The 20793-nt window shown below is 54.0% G+C and carries 20 protein-coding genes; 10 read left to right on the top strand and 10 right to left on the bottom strand.

All coding sequences use genetic code 11. The features are described from left to right. Positions 1 to 30 precede the first annotated feature (30 nt). From mdtM to GFB57_RS01305, 3 genes are all read right to left on the bottom strand, one after another. Positions 31 to 1272, bottom strand: coding sequence for a multidrug efflux MFS transporter MdtM (gene mdtM, locus GFB57_RS01315; protein ID WP_003019192.1), 1242 nt, complete (start codon positions 1270 to 1272; stop codon positions 31 to 33). A 325-nt stretch (positions 1273 to 1597) separates the two neighbouring features. Then, positions 1598 to 2248 (bottom strand): LysE family translocator, encoded by a 651-nt coding sequence (locus GFB57_RS01310; protein ID WP_003019190.1) that lies wholly within the window; start codon positions 2246 to 2248, stop codon positions 1598 to 1600. 48 nt (positions 2249 to 2296) lie between these two features. Further along, positions 2297 to 3112: an AraC family transcriptional regulator gene (locus GFB57_RS01305; RefSeq protein WP_003019187.1), complete on the bottom strand. Its 816-nt coding sequence runs from the start codon at positions 3110 to 3112 to the stop codon at positions 2297 to 2299. 230 nt (positions 3113 to 3342) lie between these two features. On the opposite strand from GFB57_RS01305, the gene GFB57_RS01300 reads away from it, so the two are divergent. Next, complete coding sequence (locus tag GFB57_RS01300) at positions 3343 to 4305, top strand: Rpn family recombination-promoting nuclease/putative transposase (protein WP_290366925.1); 963 nt, start codon at positions 3343 to 3345, stop codon at positions 4303 to 4305. A 51-nt stretch (positions 4306 to 4356) separates the two neighbouring features. Here GFB57_RS01300 and GFB57_RS01295 read toward each other — a convergent pair whose 3' ends face one another. Then, positions 4357 to 5769, bottom strand: a complete 1413-nt coding sequence (locus GFB57_RS01295) for a PLP-dependent aminotransferase family protein (RefSeq protein WP_003019183.1) — start codon at positions 5767 to 5769, stop codon at positions 4357 to 4359. Positions 5770 to 5946: 177 nt separating this feature from the next. Between GFB57_RS01295 and GFB57_RS01290 the strand changes: the two genes are divergently transcribed. The 6 genes from GFB57_RS01290 (at position 5947) to GFB57_RS01265 (ending at position 9578) form a co-directional block, all read left to right on the top strand. After that, positions 5947 to 6111, top strand: a complete 165-nt coding sequence (locus tag GFB57_RS01290; protein WP_003019180.1) for a DUF1127 domain-containing protein — start codon at positions 5947 to 5949, stop codon at positions 6109 to 6111. 145 nt (positions 6112 to 6256) lie between these two features. Next, positions 6257 to 6721: a MarR family transcriptional regulator gene (locus GFB57_RS01285; protein ID WP_003019178.1), complete on the top strand. Its 465-nt coding sequence runs from the start codon at positions 6257 to 6259 to the stop codon at positions 6719 to 6721. Between the two features lie 6 nt (positions 6722 to 6727). Continuing rightward, entirely contained in the window at positions 6728 to 7795 is a 1068-nt protein-coding gene (locus GFB57_RS01280; protein ID WP_003019175.1) for an HlyD family secretion protein, read from the top strand. Beyond that, positions 7785 to 8849, top strand: coding sequence for a DUF2955 domain-containing protein (locus tag GFB57_RS01275; protein WP_003019172.1), 1065 nt, complete (start codon positions 7785 to 7787; stop codon positions 8847 to 8849). The genes GFB57_RS01280 and GFB57_RS01275 overlap by 11 nt, the downstream gene beginning before the upstream one ends. 152 nt (positions 8850 to 9001) lie before the next feature. Beyond that, positions 9002 to 9289, top strand: coding sequence for a BrnT family toxin (locus GFB57_RS01270; protein ID WP_003019170.1), 288 nt, complete (start codon positions 9002 to 9004; stop codon positions 9287 to 9289). After that, positions 9276 to 9578 (top strand): BrnA antitoxin family protein, encoded by a 303-nt coding sequence (locus GFB57_RS01265; protein ID WP_003019167.1) that lies wholly within the window; start codon positions 9276 to 9278, stop codon positions 9576 to 9578. Before GFB57_RS01270 ends, GFB57_RS01265 begins: the two co-directional genes overlap by 14 nt. 63 nt (positions 9579 to 9641) lie before the next feature. Here GFB57_RS01265 and yjiA read toward each other — a convergent pair whose 3' ends face one another. From yjiA to btsT, 3 genes are all read right to left on the bottom strand, one after another. Beyond that, positions 9642 to 10598, bottom strand: coding sequence for a GTPase (gene yjiA / locus GFB57_RS01260; RefSeq protein ID WP_003019163.1), 957 nt, complete (start codon positions 10596 to 10598; stop codon positions 9642 to 9644). Positions 10599 to 10610: 12 nt separating this feature from the next. Beyond that, entirely contained in the window at positions 10611 to 10805 is a 195-nt protein-coding gene (locus GFB57_RS01255) for a YbdD/YjiX family protein (protein ID WP_003019160.1), read from the bottom strand. A gap of 110 nt (positions 10806 to 10915) precedes the next feature. Then, positions 10916 to 13066, bottom strand: coding sequence for a pyruvate/proton symporter BtsT (gene btsT, locus GFB57_RS01250; protein ID WP_003019158.1), 2151 nt, complete (start codon positions 13064 to 13066; stop codon positions 10916 to 10918). A gap of 365 nt (positions 13067 to 13431) precedes the next feature. Between btsT and tsr the strand changes: the two genes are divergently transcribed. After that, on the top strand, positions 13432 to 15093 hold the full coding sequence (gene tsr / locus GFB57_RS01245) for a methyl-accepting chemotaxis protein (protein ID WP_003019155.1): 1662 nt from the start codon (positions 13432 to 13434) through the stop codon (positions 15091 to 15093). On the opposite strand, the gene GFB57_RS01240 is transcribed toward tsr, so the two are convergent. The 3 genes from GFB57_RS01240 to GFB57_RS01230 all read right to left on the bottom strand — a co-directional run bounded on the left by GFB57_RS01240 (position 15090) and on the right by GFB57_RS01230 (position 18146). Next, positions 15090 to 15605 carry a GNAT family N-acetyltransferase gene (locus GFB57_RS01240; RefSeq protein WP_003019154.1) on the bottom strand — a complete coding sequence of 172 codons (516 nt, stop codon included), beginning with the start codon at positions 15603 to 15605 and terminating at the stop codon, positions 15090 to 15092. The two genes, tsr and GFB57_RS01240, sit on opposite strands and share 4 nt — an antisense overlap. Before the next feature lie 52 nt (positions 15606 to 15657). Further along, positions 15658 to 17019 (bottom strand): MFS transporter, encoded by a 1362-nt coding sequence (locus tag GFB57_RS01235; protein WP_003019150.1) that lies wholly within the window; start codon positions 17017 to 17019, stop codon positions 15658 to 15660. Positions 17020 to 17231: 212 nt separating this feature from the next. After that, positions 17232 to 18146, bottom strand: coding sequence for a GntR family transcriptional regulator (locus GFB57_RS01230; protein ID WP_290366924.1), 915 nt, complete (start codon positions 18144 to 18146; stop codon positions 17232 to 17234). Between the two features lie 136 nt (positions 18147 to 18282). Here GFB57_RS01230 and GFB57_RS01225 point away from each other — a divergent pair, with 136 nt between their 5' ends. Next, positions 18283 to 19305, top strand: coding sequence for a zinc-binding alcohol dehydrogenase family protein (locus GFB57_RS01225; RefSeq protein ID WP_003019144.1), 1023 nt, complete (start codon positions 18283 to 18285; stop codon positions 19303 to 19305). 13 nt (positions 19306 to 19318) lie between these two features. Continuing rightward, on the top strand, positions 19319 to 20764 hold the full coding sequence (locus GFB57_RS01220) for a tagaturonate reductase (RefSeq protein WP_008322146.1): 1446 nt from the start codon (positions 19319 to 19321) through the stop codon (positions 20762 to 20764). Positions 20765 to 20793 lie beyond the last annotated feature (29 nt).

Here is a 20793-nt window from a genome sequence, read left to right as displayed (position 1 = left end):
TAGTTGTCGTAGGCCGGATAAGCGGGCAGGTTAGTTTTCAGTGGCTAACGTCGTTGCCTCATGCTGGCGTACCCGTTTGAGTAAGCCTGCCAGCGTGAACACGACAGCGAGCCCCGCCGCAACCGCCAGCAGATGAAACGAAATCCTGCCACCGTTAAACCATAGCCAGCGTCCAATTTCGACAGAAACCGCCATCACCGTCAGGATCACCATATTCAGCGATGCCGAGACCGTTCCTTTAGGTAAGTTGTTGGAAAACAGCGTAAAGCGGAACAGCGTCGGGAAGATCATCCCAATGCCAAACGCATACAGGCTGGTCCCCAGCACCGACCACAGCCAGACGTGTGGCCACAGTAAATTGCCGACAATCAGCACCGCCAGCCCGCTCAGCTGTATAGGTGCGGCCCGCCAGATAAAGCGTGGTCGGGTCGGATCTTTCACGAAACGAACCACCACCATATTGGCGACGATCACTGCGCCAAACACCGGGGCCTGTGCCCAGGCAAACTGCGATGTAGTCATGCCGCCCGCATCAATCAGTATCACCGGTGAGACCGCCACCCAGCTCATCATCGGGATATAGCTTAGCGATAGCGTGGCTGCGCCAAACAGGAATACCCGGTTGCGGAAAACGTCGCGGAAATCACGCAGTACGCCGCGTGCACTGAACGGTACCGCGCCGCGCTGGACGGTTTCCGGCATGGCTAGCATTAACCCAATCAGGGCGATAAGCCCCATGACGGCAATGATGGCAAACAGGATCTTCCAGTGTACAAAGTGCATTAGCGCCGCTCCGGAGAGCGGGCCGATAACCGGTGCAACCAACACAATGGAAGTGATTATCGCCATTAACTTAATGGCCTTCGTTTGCCCAAACGCCTCCTGCACCGTGACATAGCCAACGGTCGCGATAAAGCAAATGCTGGTGCCCTGCACAAATCGGGCGATCAGAAATTGCGTCATTGAAGTAGTAAACAGTGTGGCAGCGCAGGCGAGGGTAAAGATTAACGCCCCCGCAATCAGCACCGGTCGACGGCCAATCCGGTCGGAAAGTGGCCCCAACAGCCATTGCAGCGCCATGCCGCCTGCCAGATAGAGGCTCACCGCAGCGGGCGCCAGGCTGACGTCGGCGTTGAAATCGCGTACGACATTAATGATGCCGGGCTGAATCAAGTCCGTCGACAGATAGGCTGCGAAATCATACAAAATCAACGCAATAGGAAAAAATAACGTTGTGGCGCGTTGGGAGAAAAACGCGAGAATCCGTTGCATAAAACAGCTCCTTGTCGGGAGAAAACCCTCAACGGGAATAGCGAAATTCAATACCGTCTTTGAGACGTCAGGCCGATGACAGAATAAAAGCAGACTGCAAATGTACTGAATTTCATGTAATCAAAAACGCTGCCTGCGTGAAGCGCAAACAGGAGAAACGCTCACTAACGTGGGGTCAGAAAACGTAACGATTACAGGTAACAATCAGCACATCGCACCTCAGGAAGAGTAAGTTGAACGGGTAATAACCATCCGCAGTGTAATGCGGATTGGATATTAATTAAACGAGTTTATCCTGTTTATGTGTAGAAAATCGCACCGCAAATCAGACTACGATGCTCTGCAAAAACCGCAGCGCGATAGCACAGCCGAAGATAATCAATACACCGCCAGCGATACGCTCTATCCACAAAATCCCTCTGGTTAACCGCCGCTGGATCTGCGGTAAGCCGATGAACATCACGATCAGCAGATCCCAGCACAGCACCACGCTGGTCATCCAGATCCCGCTCATGGTTTGTTGTAGCAGCGTCACTGACGGGCCGAGCAGGGCGGTCATTAGCGCCAGATAGAACAGTGCATTTTTTGGGTTAAGCAGTGACGAACCCAATCCCAGCAGCAGCTGTTTACCAAATCCTGGACAGGTAGACCGGGCATCAGCTCCGGTCAGAGTTTGCGGGCGGCTGCGTATCAGCAGGCTGCCTATCCACAATAAATAGAGCGCGCCCAGCAGCTCAATAATGGTAAACAGCAGGGGAAGCTGGCGCAGGATCCCCCAACCGATAATTGCCAGCAGGATATACAGCCCGTTGCCGATAGCGATCCCCACGCACAGCCCGGTGCTGTCGCGCATCCGGTATCGTACGGCATAACCGACCAGTAAAAAGAAGTCCGGACCGGGGCTGAGTAGTGCGACAAAATGTGCCAGCGCCAGCGCGGGAAAAGCAGACGGAAAAAGTACAGAAAGCAGCGACATAGCGACCTCAGACAATGAATCTGAGATCACCGTACGCCTGACGCAGCGCTAATTATTGTCTGATATTGATCGCCCCAACGCGTACTGGCGCGGTGTGGCGGCGGTGTAGCGAACAAAGGTGCGATGGAAATGACTCTGGTCGGCAAACCCGCTCTGATAGCCGACATCGGCAATTTCGTCCCCGGCCCGCAGCCGCTGGCGGGCATAGTCAATCCGTATGATGTTCAGATAACTTCCTGGCGTCAGCCCGGTGTCCTGCTTAAAGGTACGGATCAGCGTTTCTTTACGCATGTGACACTCATGTGCCAGCTCATCGAGTGAGGGCGGAGCCTGCAGGTTGGACTGCAACCGTTCGCGCAGATACTGGCTGGCGGCGCTTAGGTTTTCCGGTGCTACCGATTGCAATGGCAGCGAACGTAGCAATGCTTGTGCGGCATCCGTTACCCGCGTCGTTTGCCGTTGCTGCATAAGTGCCACGAGGTTTACATAGCGCTGGAACAATTGCCGATCGCGGATAACACGATCGCGCGTGCAAAGCCGCTGATTGTTGTTCTGTGCAGGCAGATGGGCAAGGCACCACCGGGCATCAAGATAAAGCATGTGATAGCTGCGAAACTGTCCGTTAACAGGATTACAGCTGTGGGGTGCCAGCGGCGGGATCACAATCAGATCGCCCACCTGCAGATGGTATTCCTTGCCATCGCACAGGCAACACGTTTCCCCCTCGAGAATTGCCCCAATCGAGAGCTGAGAGTGGTGATGCCGCTTATAGGCCTGCAGGCTTTGCCAGGTGCTGCGCAGTTCCAGCCACGGGAGCTGTTCATCACGCCAGAACGATTGTGGAATATCCCGGGTGTGCGTCACATCGCGTCCTCCCTGAAAGTAATGATTCGTTATAGCACAGGCCGAGTGGTGAAAAAGTGGGTATGTGCATTGAGATAGCGATTCTGCGTGACGGGTTCCAGACAAATGCAGACGTTACATAGGGACGTTTTTATCCCGGAAATCGTCTCGCAAACAGAGAAAGTTGCAGGTGAGGGTGTGGCTTTGCGGCGCTACAGTCATGGCATCTTATTTCCAGGTGACGGATCGCCATGAACAAAGCGCCGACTTCCACACCGCATGATGCGGTTTTTAAAACATTTTTACGTCACCCTGTGACTGCACGGGATTTTCTGCAAATACATCTTCCTGCCTCGCTACGCGAACTTTGCGATCTTCAGACGCTGAAACTCGAGTCAGACAGTTTTATCGAAGAGAATTTACGTGCGTACTATTCCGATGTGCTGTGGTCGGTGAATACGACAGAAGGGAATGGATATATTTATGTGGTGATTGAACACCAAAGCACGCCGGATGCGCATATGGCATTCAGACTGATGCGCTATGCAGTTGCGGCCATGCAGAAACATCTGGATGCCGGACATCAGCAGTTGCCGCTGGTGGTGCCGATGCTGTTCTATCACGGCGCTAAAAGTCCGTACCCTTATTCGCTATGTTGGCTGGACGAGTTTGCCAACCCGAAGCTGGCACGCCAGGTGTATGCTGCGGCGTTTCCGCTGGTGGATATTACGGTTATTTCAGATGACGAAATTGTGCAGCATCGACGCATGGCGCTGTTGGAGTTAATCCAAAAACATATCCGTCAGCGCGATCTTATGGGGCTTGTTGAGCAAATTGTTTCCTTGCTACTTACTGGAGTGACTAATGACAGCCAGATAAAGACGCTGTTTAATTATATTTTGCAAACTGGCGATGCACCTCGCTTCAGTGAGTTTATTCGTGGGGTTGCTGAACGTTCACCGCAGCATAAGGAGCATTTAATGACGATCGCAGACAGATTGCATGAGGCTGGATTTCAAAAAGGGTGGCTTGAGGGTCTGCAAGAGGGCCAGCAAAAAGGTAAGCAGGAAGGTAAACAAGAAGGTTTAATTGAGGGGCAACGCACCGAGGCGCTGCGTATTGCCCGCACCATGCTGGCCGACGGTACTGATCTCAGCACGGTGCAAAAAATTACCCGACTTTCCGTTGAAGATATTCAGGGCGTAAGCCATTAGAAATAACTTAATCCGTACAATCGCCAGCCCGGTAGCACCGGGTGGTCTGATTTACTCTATCGCCACCTTTACTGCTTCCCCGAGTTTTTGCATCACTTCCCGATGCTTCTCGTTTGGCGGCAACGCGCAGTTGATGCGTACGCAGTTGCGATACTTTCCTGATGCGGAGAACAGCGAACCCGGCGCAACCTGGATTTTGAGGCGACAGAGCTGCTTAGCGACACAGACCATATCGACCTGGTGCGGCAGCTCGACCCACAGCATAAAGCCGCCTTTCGGTCGGGTGACGCAGATCCCGCAGGGGAAGTATTCCCGTACCCAACAGGTGTAGATCTCCATATTCCGCTGGTAGATCTGACGCATACGGCGAACATGCCGATGATAATGCCCCTCGCGCACGAAAGCGGCGGCCGCCAGCTGCGTAGCAGGAACGTTAGTGCCGATGACGGCATATTTCATATGCAGAAATTTATCGTGATAACGACCGGGAATAACCCAACCGACGCGCAACCCCGGCGCCACGGATTTGGTAAATGAACTGCACAGTAGCACCCGACCATCGCTGTCCCAGGAGTGTATTGTGCGCGGACGGGGATATTCCGTGGCAAGCTCTCCGTACACATCATCTTCAAAAATAACAATATCGTGCTGCTGGGCGAGGGCGAGGACCGCCCGCTTACGTGCATCCGGCATAATAAATCCGAGGGGATTATTGCAGTTAGGAACCAGAATCACCCCTTTAATCGGCCACTGATCCAGCGCCAGTTCCAGCGCTTCAATGCTGATCCCTGTATCCGGATCGGTTGGGATCTCTATAACTTTGATCCCTAATCCGCGTAGCAGCTGCATCGTGCCGTAATAGGCTGGCGATTCTACGGCGACGATATCTCCTGGCTGGCAGACTGCCAGCAGCGCCAGTGACATCCCGCTCTGACTCCCGCTGGTGATCACAATATCATCCGCATTGATGACCGAACCTCCGTCCAGCATGAGCCGGGCAATCTGTTGACGCAATTCGCGACAGCCTGGTAATTCATCGTAGCCCAGAACCGCCTTGAGATTATGCTGCGCCACGCGACTTAGCTCGCGCCAGAGCGGCTTCAGGCTGGGTTGATTGATATCGGGCACGCCACTGCTAAAAGGGATTATCGATTTGTCTGCATGACCTGCAAGCATGTCCAGCACCTGATCCCACTGGGTGATCTCAACTGGACGCTGGACCGGGCGCGACATCAGCGGCACCGGCGGCTGTGCTTTTTGTGGTGCGACAAAATAACCGGAACGCGGCTGCGGCGTGATCAGCCGTAATTGTTCCAGCGTCTGATACGCCTGCTGGACGGTGCTGATGCTGACCCCGTGCTCCTGGCTCAGGCTGCGTACCGAAGGCAGTTTTTCGCCATGGCGATACAGACCTTGCTCAATGCGTTCGGCCAGCAGATTGGCCAGATGTTGGTAACGCGTCATGCTGTATCCCTCATGGGTACCATACAGATTAATAAACCAGTACAGATTGGCGTGAAAAAAGCGATGCAGAACTCTTTTTAACCAATCTGTATGTTAAATAAAAGTACTTTGTGAGTCTGTATTGTTTTGGGCCAAATCCGTGAAGATAAAGCCTCTGGCAAGGCGGGGAGGCAAGGTATGGAATTTCACGAGAATAAAGCAAAACAGCCGTTTATTGGGTTTGTACTGATCTGGCGGGCATACAAGGCGTGGCGGCTGCGAGCGCAAACGCGGCGCCTATTGCAACAGATGAGCGACGAGCGGCTGCGGGACGTCGGGCTGCGACGCGATCAGGTGGAGTGATTTTCTTTCATCGGCAGAGGCTGGGGTTATCTCCCGGCCTCTTTTGTATTCATGGTATTTATCAATTAATGCTTCTGAACGCTGCGTTTCTTGATACTTACCCTGATAAGTATTATTTTCTTCTCAGCGATGAGGGGAAGGAAACATGACTGAAGATGAACTGTTTGCCCGCCGCCCGATGGGGATGCGCATGGCAATGGTGGTGCGTCAGTGGCGGGCCATTATTGATGCAGCCATTACCGACACTGGTCTGACGCAGTCAAGCTGGACGGTACTGATGCAGCTGTATCAACTGGGAGACAACGTCTCGGTCAGTGAACTGGCGGAAGTGCAGGGTATTGAACTGCCGCCGCTGATGCGCACCCTCTCACAGCTGGAAAAGCACGGCTATCTGCTGCGTTCCACATCGCCTTATGACAAACGCATTCGCCTGCTCACGCTGACCGAGCAAGGCCGCGCAAGGCTGGAAGAACTAAACCGGGTGATTGAGAACTACCAACATCGCGTCACGTGTACCATCCCCGAAGCGGAGCTTGCCGCCTTCAGCTCGACCTTAAATCAACTCGCCTGCAATTTGCGGACAATCCGCGAAGAAGACAATCAACACTAAAAAACTATGATGACCCCAGAACAAAAATTTGCCCGTTGGGTAAGGGGGAGTATTGCCGCTTTCCTGGTTATATTCGCCTGGTTTATCGTTGCCGATATCTGGATCCCGCTAACACCGGACTCCACGGTGATGCGTGTGGTAACGCCTGTTTCCTCACGCGTATCCGGCTACGTCTCGCAGGTGCATGTACATAACAATAGCCAGGTGAAAAAGGGCGATTTGCTGTACGAACTGGATCCGACGCCGTTTATCAATAAGGTCGAGGCTGCGCAAATCGCCCTTGAGCAAGCAAAGCTGAGCAACCAACAGCTGGATGCGCAGATCGCCTCTGAGCGTGCCAACCTGCGTACCGCGCAATTTAACACCCGGAACGACAAGACCACCTTTGACCGCTATCAGCGCCTGAGTGCCATGCAGAACGTGTCGCAAGCCGATCTCGACAAGGTGCGCACCGCCTGGCAAACCAGCGAGCAGTCGGTGTCGGCGCTCAATGCCAGTATTCAGAACCTGCTGATCCAACGGGGCGAGCGCGATGATAAGCGTAACGTGACGCTACAAAAATACCGTAACGCGCTGGAAGAGGCGCAACTGAACCTCGGCTGGAGCAAAGTGTATGCCCAGACCGACGGTACGGTGAGCAATCTCCAGCTTAGTCCCGGACTTTACGCCACTGCCGCCACGCCATTGCTGGCGCTGGTCAGCCACCAGACCGATATCGTGGCCGACTTTCGCGAGAAAAGCCTGCGTCACACTAAAGTGGATACCGATGCCGCGGTGGTGTTCGACGCCATGCCGGGCAAGGTTTTCTCTGCTCGCGTCACCAGCAGCGATGCCGGTATTTTGGCAGGACAGGAGCAGGTTAACGGCCAGCTGTCGCAACCGGAACAGTCTACCCGCTGGGTGCGCGACGCCCAACGTATGCGTATTCACGTCGCGCTGAACGAACCGCTCGACACGCCGTTGCCGACCGGGGCGCGCGCCACGGTACAGCTGTACAACAGCGAGGGGATGTTCGCCCGCACCTTTGCCGGGGCGCAGATCCATCTCGTTAGCTGGCTGCATTATGTCTATTAACACTCTGGCCCACGTCTTTACGCCGCACGGGAATATTGTCTACACCGCCAATGATTTTCGCCAGACCCTGCGTATCTCGGTTGCCGGCACAATCGCGCTGAGTATTTCGACCTTCTACAACGTGCAGTACGGCGTGTTTTTCGTGGTTTATCCGCTGATGCTGCTGTCGCTGGTACCGGTGTTCAACCGCCATGTGGCCAAACAGTTTGTGTTCAGCGCGGCGGTGAACTGCGTCGAAATGGTACTGATTGTCGGCTATCTCTCACAATGGCCGCTGATTATGACGCTGGTGGTATTTGGCCTGTACGTGATGCGTTTTCGGTTGATGAGCAAAGGACCGCTGTTTCTGTTCGGCTCAATGGGCGTGGTGTGCCAGAGCACGATGCTCAATTTTATGAGCTATCCCACCACCAACTGGCATACGCTGATGTTCTCCAATATGGAAGCCTGCGTCATGGCGGTGGCGCTGAGTGCGCTGCTGCATTATCTGATCCCGGACGTGGAACCCCGACAGCCGCCGCCGCGCATTGAGAAAGATGACGCCCGGGTTCGCCACGAGTCGCTGCTCTCCGGTTCGGTGGCGACAATGATTTTTGTGGTCTTTCAGATTTGTGACTTGAGCGATTCGCTGTCGGCGCTGATGGCGGGTATTTTGATCCTGTTTCCGATGCATTATCGTGGCGCGGTGTTGAGCTCTCTCTGGCGCGTGGTCGGCGTGGTACTGGCTTGTCTGTACATTCTGCTGGTGCAACTGCTGGTGTATGATTTCAGCAACCATATGCTGTTGATGATGCCGCTGATTGGCCTTGGTCTGGCGTTCAGCGCCCGCCTGCATGTAATGGAAAAAGTCGGTGCGGGCGTGGGTTTTGCCAGTATCACCACCATCGGCATTATGTTCGGCCAGAACCTGCATCCGGATCAGGACCTGGTATTCAGCGATCTCTACCGCATCACTTCCGTTACCGTCGCGCTGCTGGCCACGTTAACGATGGTATTTCTGGTGCACCGGATATTGAACTGCTTTGCGGCGACACGATTTGTGATCACCGAGTGAGTGGCTGGAATGCCGGATGGCGGCTGCGCCTTATCCGGCCTACTAAAGTTCATCCTATCAACAGCAAAATGTGATGTTATTTCCAACAATTTCGCTATAATCATAAGATAATTGTAGATACATTTTTGTATATACAATTAGGGATGAAATACATGCCAATGGAGTTTGAATGGGATGCAAACAAGGCACAAAGTAACCTGAGAAAACACGGTGTCCGGTTTGAGGATGCGGTGCTGGTGTTTGACGATCCCCAACATCTTTCGCGGCAGGATCGGCATGAGAACGGTGAGTATCGCTGGCAGACCATCGGTCTCGTTCATGGCATTGTGGTTATTCTGGTTGCCCATAGCGTTAGGTTTGAAAGTGGCTTTGAAGTCATTCGTATCATCAGTGCCAGAAAGGCAGACAGTAAGGAGAGGAATCGTTATGAGCATGGTTAAGCATAAACGCGGCAGCGTATCCGCGCTGAGTGCTCAGCATGAGGCTGAACTGAAAGCGCTGGCGAATAAATCGGATGATGATATCGATTACAGTGACATTCCCGTGACCGAAGATAAGCAGTGGTCAGAGGCCACACGCGGTAAGTTTTTCCGTCCCTTAAAAACGCAGGCCTCGGTGCGTATTGATGCCGATGTGATGGAGTGGCTGAAACGTCCAGGAAAAGGATATCAGACGCGCCTTAATGCCATTTTGCGCGAAGCGATGCTGCGCGAGCAAAATAAGAAATAGTCAGAATATACTGGGGCAGTGAGTGCCGGATGGCGGCTGCGCCTTATCCGGCCTACAAAAAATCTACTTCTTCAATCCCGCAAACGCGGCTCTGATCTCGTCTTCCGGCAGATTAATACCAATAAACACCAGTTGGCTGTACGGTTGTTCGTCGCCCCACGGGCGGTCCCAGTCGGCGCTGTATAGGCGCTGGACGCCCTGGAACAGCAGGCGGTTTGGTTCGCCTTCAATCCACAGCATGCCTTTGTAGCGCAGCAGCTTCTCGGCGGATTCCAGCAGCAGGTTTTCCATCACTCGCGACACGTCGCTGATGTTGACCGGGTAATCCAGTTCGACGACGATCGAGGAGATATCGTTTTGCTTATCGGCGATAAAGTGGAAGCGCGGTTTGGCGCTGACCACGTTCTCTTCCAGCATAAAACCGTTGGTGTCGAACAATTGCGCGAGGTCGATATCGCCATGCGTCACGGTGTAAATCGGCGCACGGGCGTTGATGCGCGCCAGGCGCTCACGCAGTTTTTCGCTTTCACCTGCTACGTCGGTTTTGGTCAGCAGGATGCGGTCGGCGTAGCCCACCTGAGACTGGGCAATGGTGAACTGGTTCATCTGCTCGTCGGCATGCACCGCGTCAACCAGCGCAATCACACCGTCCAGCAGGTAGCGTTCGCAAATTACTTCATGGGAGAAAAAGGTCTGAATAATCGGGCCGGGATCGGCCATGCCGGTGCATTCGATCACCAGACGGTCGAAATTGATGGTGCCTTTGTCGAGGTTGTCGAGCAGATCGAGCAGCGCGTCTTCCAGTTCGCTCGAACGGGTGCAGCAGATGCAGCCGTTGGTCAGGGTTTTGATCTGTGTTGCGCGATCGCCAATCAGCTGATCGTCCACCGAGACTTCGCCGAATTCGTTTTCGATAACGGCAATCTTGTAACCGTGCTGCTCGTTGAGAATATGGCGCAGCAGGGTGGTTTTACCCGCGCCAAGAAAACCGGTGAGTAGGGTAACTGCAATCGGGGTCATTCACTTCTCCTTCTAACAGCAACTGCTTCCGCTGCTACCGTAGCGGGCTTCCTGGCGCTCGCGGAAGAATTCTTCGTAGGTCATGTACGGCTTATCGGGATGGTTGGTCTTCATGTGCTCGACGTAGTTGTCGTAGTCCGGAATGCCAATCAGCATTTTCGCCGCCTGACCGAGATATTTTTTTGCCTGACCTAAAGTACCAAACATTCTGCCGTCCTGTTAATGAATAAAGCCGGATGGCGGCTTGCGCCTTATCCGGCCTACATACTGCACATTTTGTAGGCCGGATGAGCGCAGCGCCATCCGGCAATTACGGCTTAATGATGTGAAGAGGTTTTCACGCCGCCTTCCGGCACCGGTACATACGGTGTCTCTTTATCAGATCGACCGTCGATGGCGCGGGCTTTCTGCCAGGTACGGAACCCGTAGAAAATGATGCTGTACACCACCACCAGGAACAGAATACTCAAGCCTGCGTTGGTGTAGTTGTTGACGACGATGTGGTTCATGTTGGCAATCTGTTGAGCGGTCAGTTCGCCGCCGTTAGCAATCTTCTCTTTGTACTGATTCGCCATGAAGAAGAAGCCTTCCATCTGCGGGTTGGTGCTGAACAGTTTCAGACCCAGCGCCCAGGTGGTGCAGATAAGCAGCCATACTGCCGGAACCACGGTAACCCAGATGTATTTGGTGCGTTGCATTTTTACCAGCACCACGGTGCCGAGAACCAGCGCCACGGCAGCCAGCATCTGGTTAGAGATACCGAACAGCGGCCACAGGCTCTTAACGCCGCCCAGCGGGTCAACAACACCTTGATACAGCAGGTAACCCCACAGGCCTACGCAGCCCGCAGTACCAATGATACCCGCAACCAGAGAGTCGGTTTTCTTCAGGAACGGAACGAAGTTACCCAGTAAATCTTGCAGCATAAAGCGGCCAGAACGGGTACCGGCGTCCAGTGCGGTCAGGATGAACAGCGCTTCGAACAGGATACCGAAGTGGTACCAGAAGCCCATGTCAGCCATCGGCAGCACTTTGTGGAACACGTGGGCGATACCAACGGCCAGCGTCGGTGCACCACCTGCGCGGTTCAGAACGGACGGCTCGCCGATGTCTTTCGCGGTTTGCAGGATCTGCTCAGGTGAAATCACAAAGCCCCAGGAGCTGACGGTTGCCGCTGCGTGTGCGGTAACGTCTTTCAACTGAGCCATAATAAGTGGGGCGTTCTCACCGCTCATTTCATGCAGGTTCGGCATGGTGATGCCAAGGCCAGCAGGCGGGGTGTTCATTGCGAAGTACAGACCCGGTTCGATGATGGATGCAGCAACCAGCGCCATAATCGCCACGAAGGATTCCATCAGCATCGCGCCGTAACCAATGAAACGCGCGTCGGTTTCACAGGCCAGCAGCTTCGGTGTAGTACCGGAAGCGATCAGCGCGTGGAAGCCAGATACCGCACCACACGCGATGGTGATGAACAGGAACGGGAACAGAGCGCCTTTCCACAGCGGGCCAGTACCATCAACGTACTGGGTCATCGCCGGCATTTTCAGTTCCGGGTTGAGAATAACAATCCCCACCGCCAGACCGACGATAACGCCGATTTTCAGGAAAGTAGCCAGATAGTCGCGCGGGGCGAGGATCAGCCATACTGGCAGCAGCGCAGAGATAAACGCGTAACCGATCAGGGTAAAGGTAATGGTGGTGTCTTTAAAGGTCAGCGCCGGGCCCCAGTACGGGTCGTGCGCAATCACGCCGCCGAAGTAGATGGAGGCAACCAGCAACACAATACCAATCACCGACACTTCGCCCACGCGTCCTGGGCGCAGGAATCGCATGTAGATCCCCATGAACAGCGCGATAGGTACGGTTGAGCAGACGGTGAACACACCCCACGGGCTTTCAGCCAGTGCTTTCACCACGATCAACGCCAGTACCGCGAGGATGATGATCATGATTAAGAAGCAGCCGAACAGCGCAATGGTTCCCGGCACCGGGCCCATCTCTTCTTTGATCATCTCACCCAGAGATGCGCCGTTACGGCGAGAAGAGATAAACAGCACCATGAAGTCCTGCACCGCACCGGCCAACACTACGCCCGCCAGCAACCACAGCGTACCAGGCAGGTAACCCATCTGCGCGGCCAGTACCGGCCCAACCAGCGGACCTGCACCTGCGATAGCAGCAAAGTGGTGACCAAACAACACGTTACGGTTGGTTGGAACGTAGTTCAGACCATCATTGTTGATGACCGCCGGCGTGGCGCGCGTCGGGTCAAGTTTCATCACCTTTTGGGCGATGTACAAACTGTAGTAACGATAAGCCACCAGATAAACAGAAACTGAGGCGACTACGATCCACAGGGCACTAATGTGTTCACCCCGACGTAATGCCACTACCGAGAGGCAGAATGCACCGATGATTCCGAGAATCACCCAGGGTATGTGCTTGAATATCTTTTTCGTATCCATAGTAAAACCTGGTATCTAATTAATAATTGGCCGAAGCCGCGTGGGTTAGATCTTGTGTTTGAGGAGGTTATTTGACTGCTATGTTGGGGGGATCTTGCCAGAGAATTACGCGCGTAAAGTAAGGTAAATAAGTGAGCGGTTGTATGTCAGCTTAAGCGGTCCCAAGTGTCAGCGAGCGGTAAGCGGTGGGGACTAACGGGTATATTTATGTGATTGAGATCACTAATAAACCCGCTTAGCGCTTTGGCAGACGGCGTAGATCGACGAATCGTCGATGCTGAGATCGATTCAACTAGCACAAATTTCATAAAGTTTTCCCTTTCCAGGCCGAAAATTCTGACATCTGTCTAGCGGAAAGAGAAAACATGTTAAAACGTATGAAGATTGTTACCAGCTTACTGCTGGTATTGGCGCTATTTGGCCTTTTACAGCTCGCCTCGGGCGGCTTGTTTTTTAACTCACTTAAGAATGACAAAGAGAACTTTACCGTTCTGCAAACCATTCGCCAGCAACAGTCTGCGCTGAACGCCACCTGGGTTGAGCTGCTGCAAACGCGTAACACCCTGAACCGGGCAGGCATTCGCTACATGATGGATCAGAGCAATATCGGCAGCGGCGCGACCGTTGCCGAGCTGATGCAGGTGGCGAGTACGGCGCTGAAGCTGACGGAAAAAAACTGGGCGATTTACGAGTCGCTCCCGCGCGATCCGCGCCAAAGCGAAGCCGCTTTCCAGGAGATCAACCGCACCTATGACATCTATCACGGTGCGCTGGCGGAGCTGATCCAGTTACTGGGTGACGGGAAGATCAACGCGTTCTTTGATCAACCGACGCAGAGTTATCAGGATGGTTTTGAGAAGCAATATATCAATTACATGCAGCAGAACGATCGCCTGTATGACATCGCGGTGGAAGATAACAACAGCTCTTACAGCCAGGCGATGTGGGTGCTGGTTTGTGTGCTGATCACCGTTCTGGCGGCGATTATTGCGGTGTGGTTTGGTATCAAACTGACTCTTATTTCCCCAATGAACCGTCTGATTGACAGCATTCGTCATATCGCCAGCGGCGATCTGGTGAAGCGTATTGAAGTGGAAGGTTCCAACGAGATTGGGCAACTGGCGGAAAGCCTGCGTCACATGCAGGGTGAGCTGATGAACACCGTGGGTGACGTGCGTAACGGCGCCAACGCGATTTACAGCGGGGCCAGCGAGATTGCGATGGGCAATAACGATCTCTCCTCGCGTACCGAACAGCAGGCTGCATCTCTGGAAGAAACCGCAGCCAGCATGGAACAGCTGACGGCAACTGTGAAGCAGAACGCCGAAAACGCGCGTCAGGCCAGCCATCTGGCGCTGAGTGCGTCGGAAACCGCGCAGAAAGGCGGCAAAGTGGTGGACAACGTGGTGCAAACCATGCGTGATATCGCTTCCAGTTCGCAGAAGATCGCCGACATTATTAGCGTCATCGACGGCATTGCCTTCCAGACCAATATTCTGGCACTCAACGCCGCAGTAGAAGCCGCACGTGCGGGCGAGCAGGGCCGTGGATTTGCGGTGGTTGCGGGTGAAGTGCGTAACCTGGCCCAGCGTAGTGCGCAGGCCGCGCGCGAGATTAAGAGCCTTATTGAAGACTCGGTCAGCCGTGTGGATGTCGGTTCAACGCTGGTTGAAAGCGCCGGTGAAACCATGGATGAGATCGTCAATGCGGTAACCCGCGTGACCGATATCATGGGTGAAATCGCCTCTGCTTCTGATGAACAGAGCCGCGGTATTGATCAGGTTGGTCTGGCCGTTGCCGAGATGGATCGTGTGACGCAGCAGAACGCCTCGCTGGTGGAAGAATCCGCCGCTGCCGCTGCCGCGCTGGAAGAGCAGGCCAGCCGCCTGACTCAGGCCGTTGCCGTGTTCCGTATTCAGCATGACCAACAGCGCGCGCGTGACGTTGCGGCCGCTAAACCGGTTTCAACGGTCCAGCCGCGTAAAGCCGCGGTAGCGGATGCCGGGGATAACTGGGAAACGTTCTAAGTAAGCATCAGGCGCATGGCGCAGCGTGATTCATACGCCAGTCCATGCGCTGCTTCCTCTTCTCTTTTCTGGCGCAACTTTGCAGGCAGCGTCTCTTCAGCCAACATTTCAAATCCCAGACGCGCGTACCATGGCGCATTCCACGGCACATCGCGGAAGGTGGTCAGCGTGAGCGATGTGTAACCTTTCTCGCCCGCCTGTTCGGCAACATAGCAAATTAATCGGCGGCCAATTCCCTTTCCCTGCCACTCCTGATGCAGCGACAGTTCTGCAATAAACAGCGATGAATCCAGCGTTTCGGCGACTAAAAAGCCGACCGGATGCTCATCGGCCTGCGCCAGCCAGCTCAAGCCAGTGGCGGCAAATGCCTGATGCTGAGCAGCCGATATAATCTGGTTATCAGCAATCCACGCCAGTTCCGGGATCTGTAAAAAACGTTGCCCCGCAGATCGTTCGATGGCGGGAAGAGCGGCTGTGTCTGCCAGAGTAGTAGCGCGTAAGGTGATGTTCATACGAGGAGCATAACATGCCCGATAAGAACGGTGTTATCGGGCATCTGGAGGATTAATCTTTACGTGGATCGCTAATGGGCTGGCGAACCAGGAAGATGTAGGCAAGGGCCCCCACCATGGTGACGCAGCCACAGATGATCAGCGCCAGGCGGAAAGAGTTGGTGGTATCAACAATAAATCCGGTGACGATCGGCGCAAACGACGCGCAGATAAAGCTGGCAAAGTTCTGGATACTGCCCACGGAAGCGGTCATGCGTGAGGCGACGGCGACGTGGATCAGGCCCCAGCACGAGGTACCGGCGAAGTGGATACAGAACAGCGCCATACCGATCAGTAACACGGCGGCCATCGACGTTGTGGCCTGCGGCACAACGAAGGTGAAGGCTGCAGAGCAGAACATCCCGGCGATTATACAAATCTTACGGCTCTTAATCGGCGCCATACCGCCTTTTACCAGCCAGTCGGTGACAAAACCGTTAATCAACATGCCGGCTGCGCCAAACAGGAACGGGATCGCCGCCATTAATCCGGTGCTTTTTAAATCCAGGTTGTAGGAGGTTTGCAGGTAGCCCGGCAGCCAGGCCAGGTATAACCATGCGGTATAGTTGATGCCGCTAAAGCCCAGCATCATTCCCCACATGGTACGGTTGCGAAACAGGCTGCGCCATTCGGCAAAGCTCAGCGGATCGCGGCGGGCATTGACGCTACCAGCGTTCAGGTACGCTTGTTCCGTGGCGCTCAGCTCAATTTGCTCGCGGTTGCGATACAGCATGTACCAGCCGATGGCGAGGAAAATACCCAGCACGCCAATGGTGATGAACATCCAGCGCCAGCCCATTACCAGCATCATGGCAGCCAGAATCGGCGGGCTAATGGCAACCCCGATGGTGGAGGCGGCGTTGAATAATCCCATCGGGCGGCCGCGCTCTTTGATGTTAAACCAGTCGTTGATGACCTTTACGCCGCACGGGTTCATTGGCGCTTCGCCGATCCCCATCCCGATACGTACCAGCACAAACTGAGTGAAGGTATGCACCATGCCGGACATCGCCTGAAACAGCGACCAGAAGAACATCCCCAGCCCCAGCATAATGCGCGGACCTTTGCGATCCAGCAGCGGGCCGCAGGGCAATTGCGCAATACCATAAGCGAGAGAAAATACCGACAGCAGCACGCCGATTTGCGTGGCGCTCAGCCCCAGTTCTTCACGAATCGTTAAGTTGGCGACCGACAGAGAACTGCGGTCGAGGTAATTAATAACCGCAGCAAAAAATAATAAAATCATTGCCGTGGTTTGAATGCGTTTTATTCGGCTACTGCGTTGCACCATGCCCTCAGGCGGAACATTAATATCCGCAGATGATGACGTGCCAAACGAAGAACTCGGGTCGAGGGTAATATTATTTTTTTCCACGCCGGACTCCTGAACCTCAATAATTTATTTTTCACACAGCAGGACTGTGCAGTATTGAAAAAATACCGGTGATGAATCAATTTGCTCATCACCGCTCACAAAAGTTTTAATGCAGTCGACTTAGCGTGAGCATAGGCAAGAGGTATTTTTCAGGCGTTTTTATTTTTATAAAATCGTGCTCCCGGTAATGATTTGCTGTTTTTTATCGGTACTTAATGGGCGGCGCTATGACTCTGGTTGATGGAACGAATCATTGATTGTTTGGCTGAATTCAAATGGTTACAAAGCGCCAGGGTGGCATCCAGGTCGCTGCGGCAGATCAGCGCGCTGAGGATGGTCATATGCTCATCGATGGCAATGATGTTGCGTTGTTTGAGGTCGCTCTCATCCCACTGATAGTGGAAGTGGAAAATCACGGAGATGATTTCAAGTGATTGATTGAAAAATATATTATAGGCAGCAGAGAGCAGCAAGGCATGAAACTCACGGTCTAACTGCGAGAACATACGAAAGCTGCTGCCGATGCTGTCGCGCAGGATCCGGTGGCGTTCCAGCAGCGTTTTCGCCTGCAGCCAGCGTGGGTCATCGTCGGGCAGATTGAGAAAATGTTGCAGGGAATGGGTTTCCAGCATTTCTCTGAGTTCAAACAGCTGCTCCGCATAGGCCTGATCGAACTGCTTCATGCTCCACTGACCGCGTTTTTCGTTTTTGATCAGGTTGTAACGTTCGAATTTTAAAAGATATTCCCGTACGACTACCGGACTGACGCCCGCGGCTCTGGCAAGCTGCAGTTCGGAGAAGCTCTCGCCTGCACGCAGCTGGCGCTGGTTGATCATGGTGAAAAAAGCCTGCTCAAAAATCCGGTTTTGCTCGGTCATGGAGGCGGTGGTGCAGGCAAAACCGTCGTCATGGTCGGGTTTACGCACGATAACATAGTGGCTGCCGACCTGGGTCAGCACGCCGCACTCGCCTAAGTGGCTCAGCATATGGCGCACGGTGGTGCGGCTGATGTTGTACATCTCTGCCAGTGCACTTTGTGAGGGGAGCGGGGAAGGGATATGACCACGCGCCATATCATCGATAATCTGGTTAATCACATTGTGGCGTAAGTTCTGCGAACGGCTCATGGCTTCTCCTTTTTATCTATTAAAACCCGATTTAAAACATTTTTATGCGCTGGGATTCACAGATTGTGTTTCTGCTTTCTCCGTCTTTTTTATTTTCGTTGATATCTGAGGCAACAAAAAACAGGAGAGCAGAATCATGTCTACGATGAATACGTTGATTTGCCAGGAACCTAAAAAATTAGTCTGGAAAGAACGCGAAATACCTATTCCGGGTGAGAGTGAAGCATTAATAAAAATTAAATCGGTAGGGATTTGTGGTACCGATATTCATGCCTGGGGTGGCAATCAACCTTTTTTCAGCTACCCACGTGTATTAGGGCATGAAATATGTGGGGAAATTGTCGGGCTGGGTAAGAATATACAGAATCTGAAAAATGGTCAGCAGGTGGCGGTTATTCCTTACGTGGCCTGCCAGCAGTGTCCGGCATGCCTGAGCGGACGCACCAACTGCTGCGAGAAGATTTCAGTAATTGGCGTGCACCAGGATGGCGGTTTCAGTGAATATTTGTCCGTTCCGGTGACCAACCTGCTGGATGCGCAGGGGATTGACCCGCAGGCGGCGGCGCTGATTGAGCCTTATGCCATCAGCGCACATGCGGTGCGCCGGGCTGCCGTACTGCCTGGCGAGCAGGTGCTGGTGGTGGGGGCGGGTCCGATTGGTCTTGGCGCGGCGGCGATTGCCAAAGCCGACGGTGCTCAGGTGGTGGTGGCGGATACCAGCCCTGCGCGCCGGGAGCATGTGGTTTCCCGCCTGGGACTCCCGGTTATCGACCCATCCGCTGAAGATTTTGATGCGCAGCTGCGCGCTCAGTTTGGCGGTTCGCTGGCGCAAAAGGTGATTGATGCCACGGGGAATCAGCATGCGATGAATAACACGGTGAATTTGATTCGTCATGGTGGCAGCATCGTTTTCGTTGGGTTGTTTAAAGGCGATTTGCAGTTCTCTGACCCTGAGTTCCACAAGAAAGAGACCACCATGATGGGCAGTCGCAACGCCACGCCGGAAGATTTCGCCAAAGTGGGCCGCCTGATGTCGGAAGGCAAATTGACCGCCGACATGATGCTTACGCACCGTTATGCGTTTGCCACACTGGCTGAAATCTACGAGCGGGATGTAATCAATAACCGTGAACTGATTAAAGGCGTGATCACGTTCTGAGAGGGAAAACAGGATGAAAACATTGAATCGACGTGATTTTCCGGGAGCCAGCTACCCAACGCGTGTGATCCAGTTTGGAGAAGGTAACTTTCTGCGGGCGTTTGTCGACTGGCAACTGGATATCCTTAACGAGCATACCGATCTGAACGCTGGCGTGACCATCGTTCGGCCAATTAATACCGATTTCCCGCCGTCGCTGAATACCCAGGACGGGCTGTATACCACGCTTATTCGCGGGCTAAACGAGCAGGGTGAGGCGGTGAGTGAGGCGCGGCTTATCCGTTCGGTGAATAACGAAATCAACCCGTACCAGGATTTCGCGGCGTATCTGGCGCTGGCGCACAATGCAGATATCCGTTTTGTGTTTTCAAATACTACCGAAGCCGGAATTAGCTATCACGCGGCAGACTGTGTGGATGATGCGCCGCCAGTGAGCTTTCCGGCCAAACTGACGCGCCTGCTGCTGGAGCGCTTTAACCACTTTGAGGGCGCGGTGGATAAGGGCTGGGTAATTATCCCGTGCGAGCTTATCGACTATAACGGTGAGGCGCTCAAAACCCTGGTGCTGCGGTATGCGCAGGAGTGGCAGCTTCCTCCGGCATTTGCCGACTGGGTGGAGACGGCAAACACGTTCTGTTCCACGCTGGTTGACCGTATTGTCACCGGCTACCCGCGCGAAGAAGCCGCTGCGCTGGAGGCTACACTTGGCTATCACGATGCGTTTCTCGATACCGCGGAGCATTTTTACCTGTTTGTGATCCAGGGGCCGCAGTGGCTGGCAGAGGAGCTGAAGCTGGCGCAGTGTCCGCTGAATATCCGTGTAGTGAGCGATATCAAACCGTACAAAGAGCGCAAAGTCGCTATTCTCAATGGCGCGCATACGGCGCTGGTGCCGGTGGCGTGGCTGTGCGGGTTGGAGACCGTTGGCGAGGCGATGCAGGATGCTGATATCCGCCGCTTTGTCGAGCGGGCGATTAGTGAGGAGATTATTCCGGTGTTGGATCTCCCGGCGGACGAACTGCGAGAATTTGCCGACGCGGTGAGCGGGCGTTTTCAGAACCCCTACATTCGCCACCAGTTGCTTTCCATTGCGCTTAACGGAATGACTAAATTCCGCACCCGAATTTTGCCGCAACTGTTGGCGGGTGAGCAAAATGGACGCTGGCCAGTGCGGTTAACGTTTGCCCTCGCTGCGCTGCTGGCGTTTTATCGCGCAGAGCGTAACGGGGAACGCTATCCGATACAGGATGATGAGCAGTGGGTAAGCCTCTATGCCAGCCTGTGGCCGCGAGTTGGCAATGATTTAACGCTGCGTGAACTGGTGGATTCAGTGCTTGGCGATGCGGCGCACTGGGGAGAGGATTTGACGTTGTTACCTGGGCTTGCCGGGCAGGTGACGGCCAACCTGGAGATGATTCTGGTGCAGGGTATGCGCCAGGCGGTGAACAGTCTGGAATAAGGTTGCCATGCAGCGCCCGGTGTGGTGTT

The organism is Citrobacter sp. S39, from assembly GCF_009495675.1.
Classification (GTDB): domain Bacteria; phylum Pseudomonadota; class Gammaproteobacteria; order Enterobacterales; family Enterobacteriaceae; genus Citrobacter; species Citrobacter freundii.
Note: the sequence above shows the minus strand (reverse complement) of the source record. Positions and strands in the feature narration are given on the sequence as shown.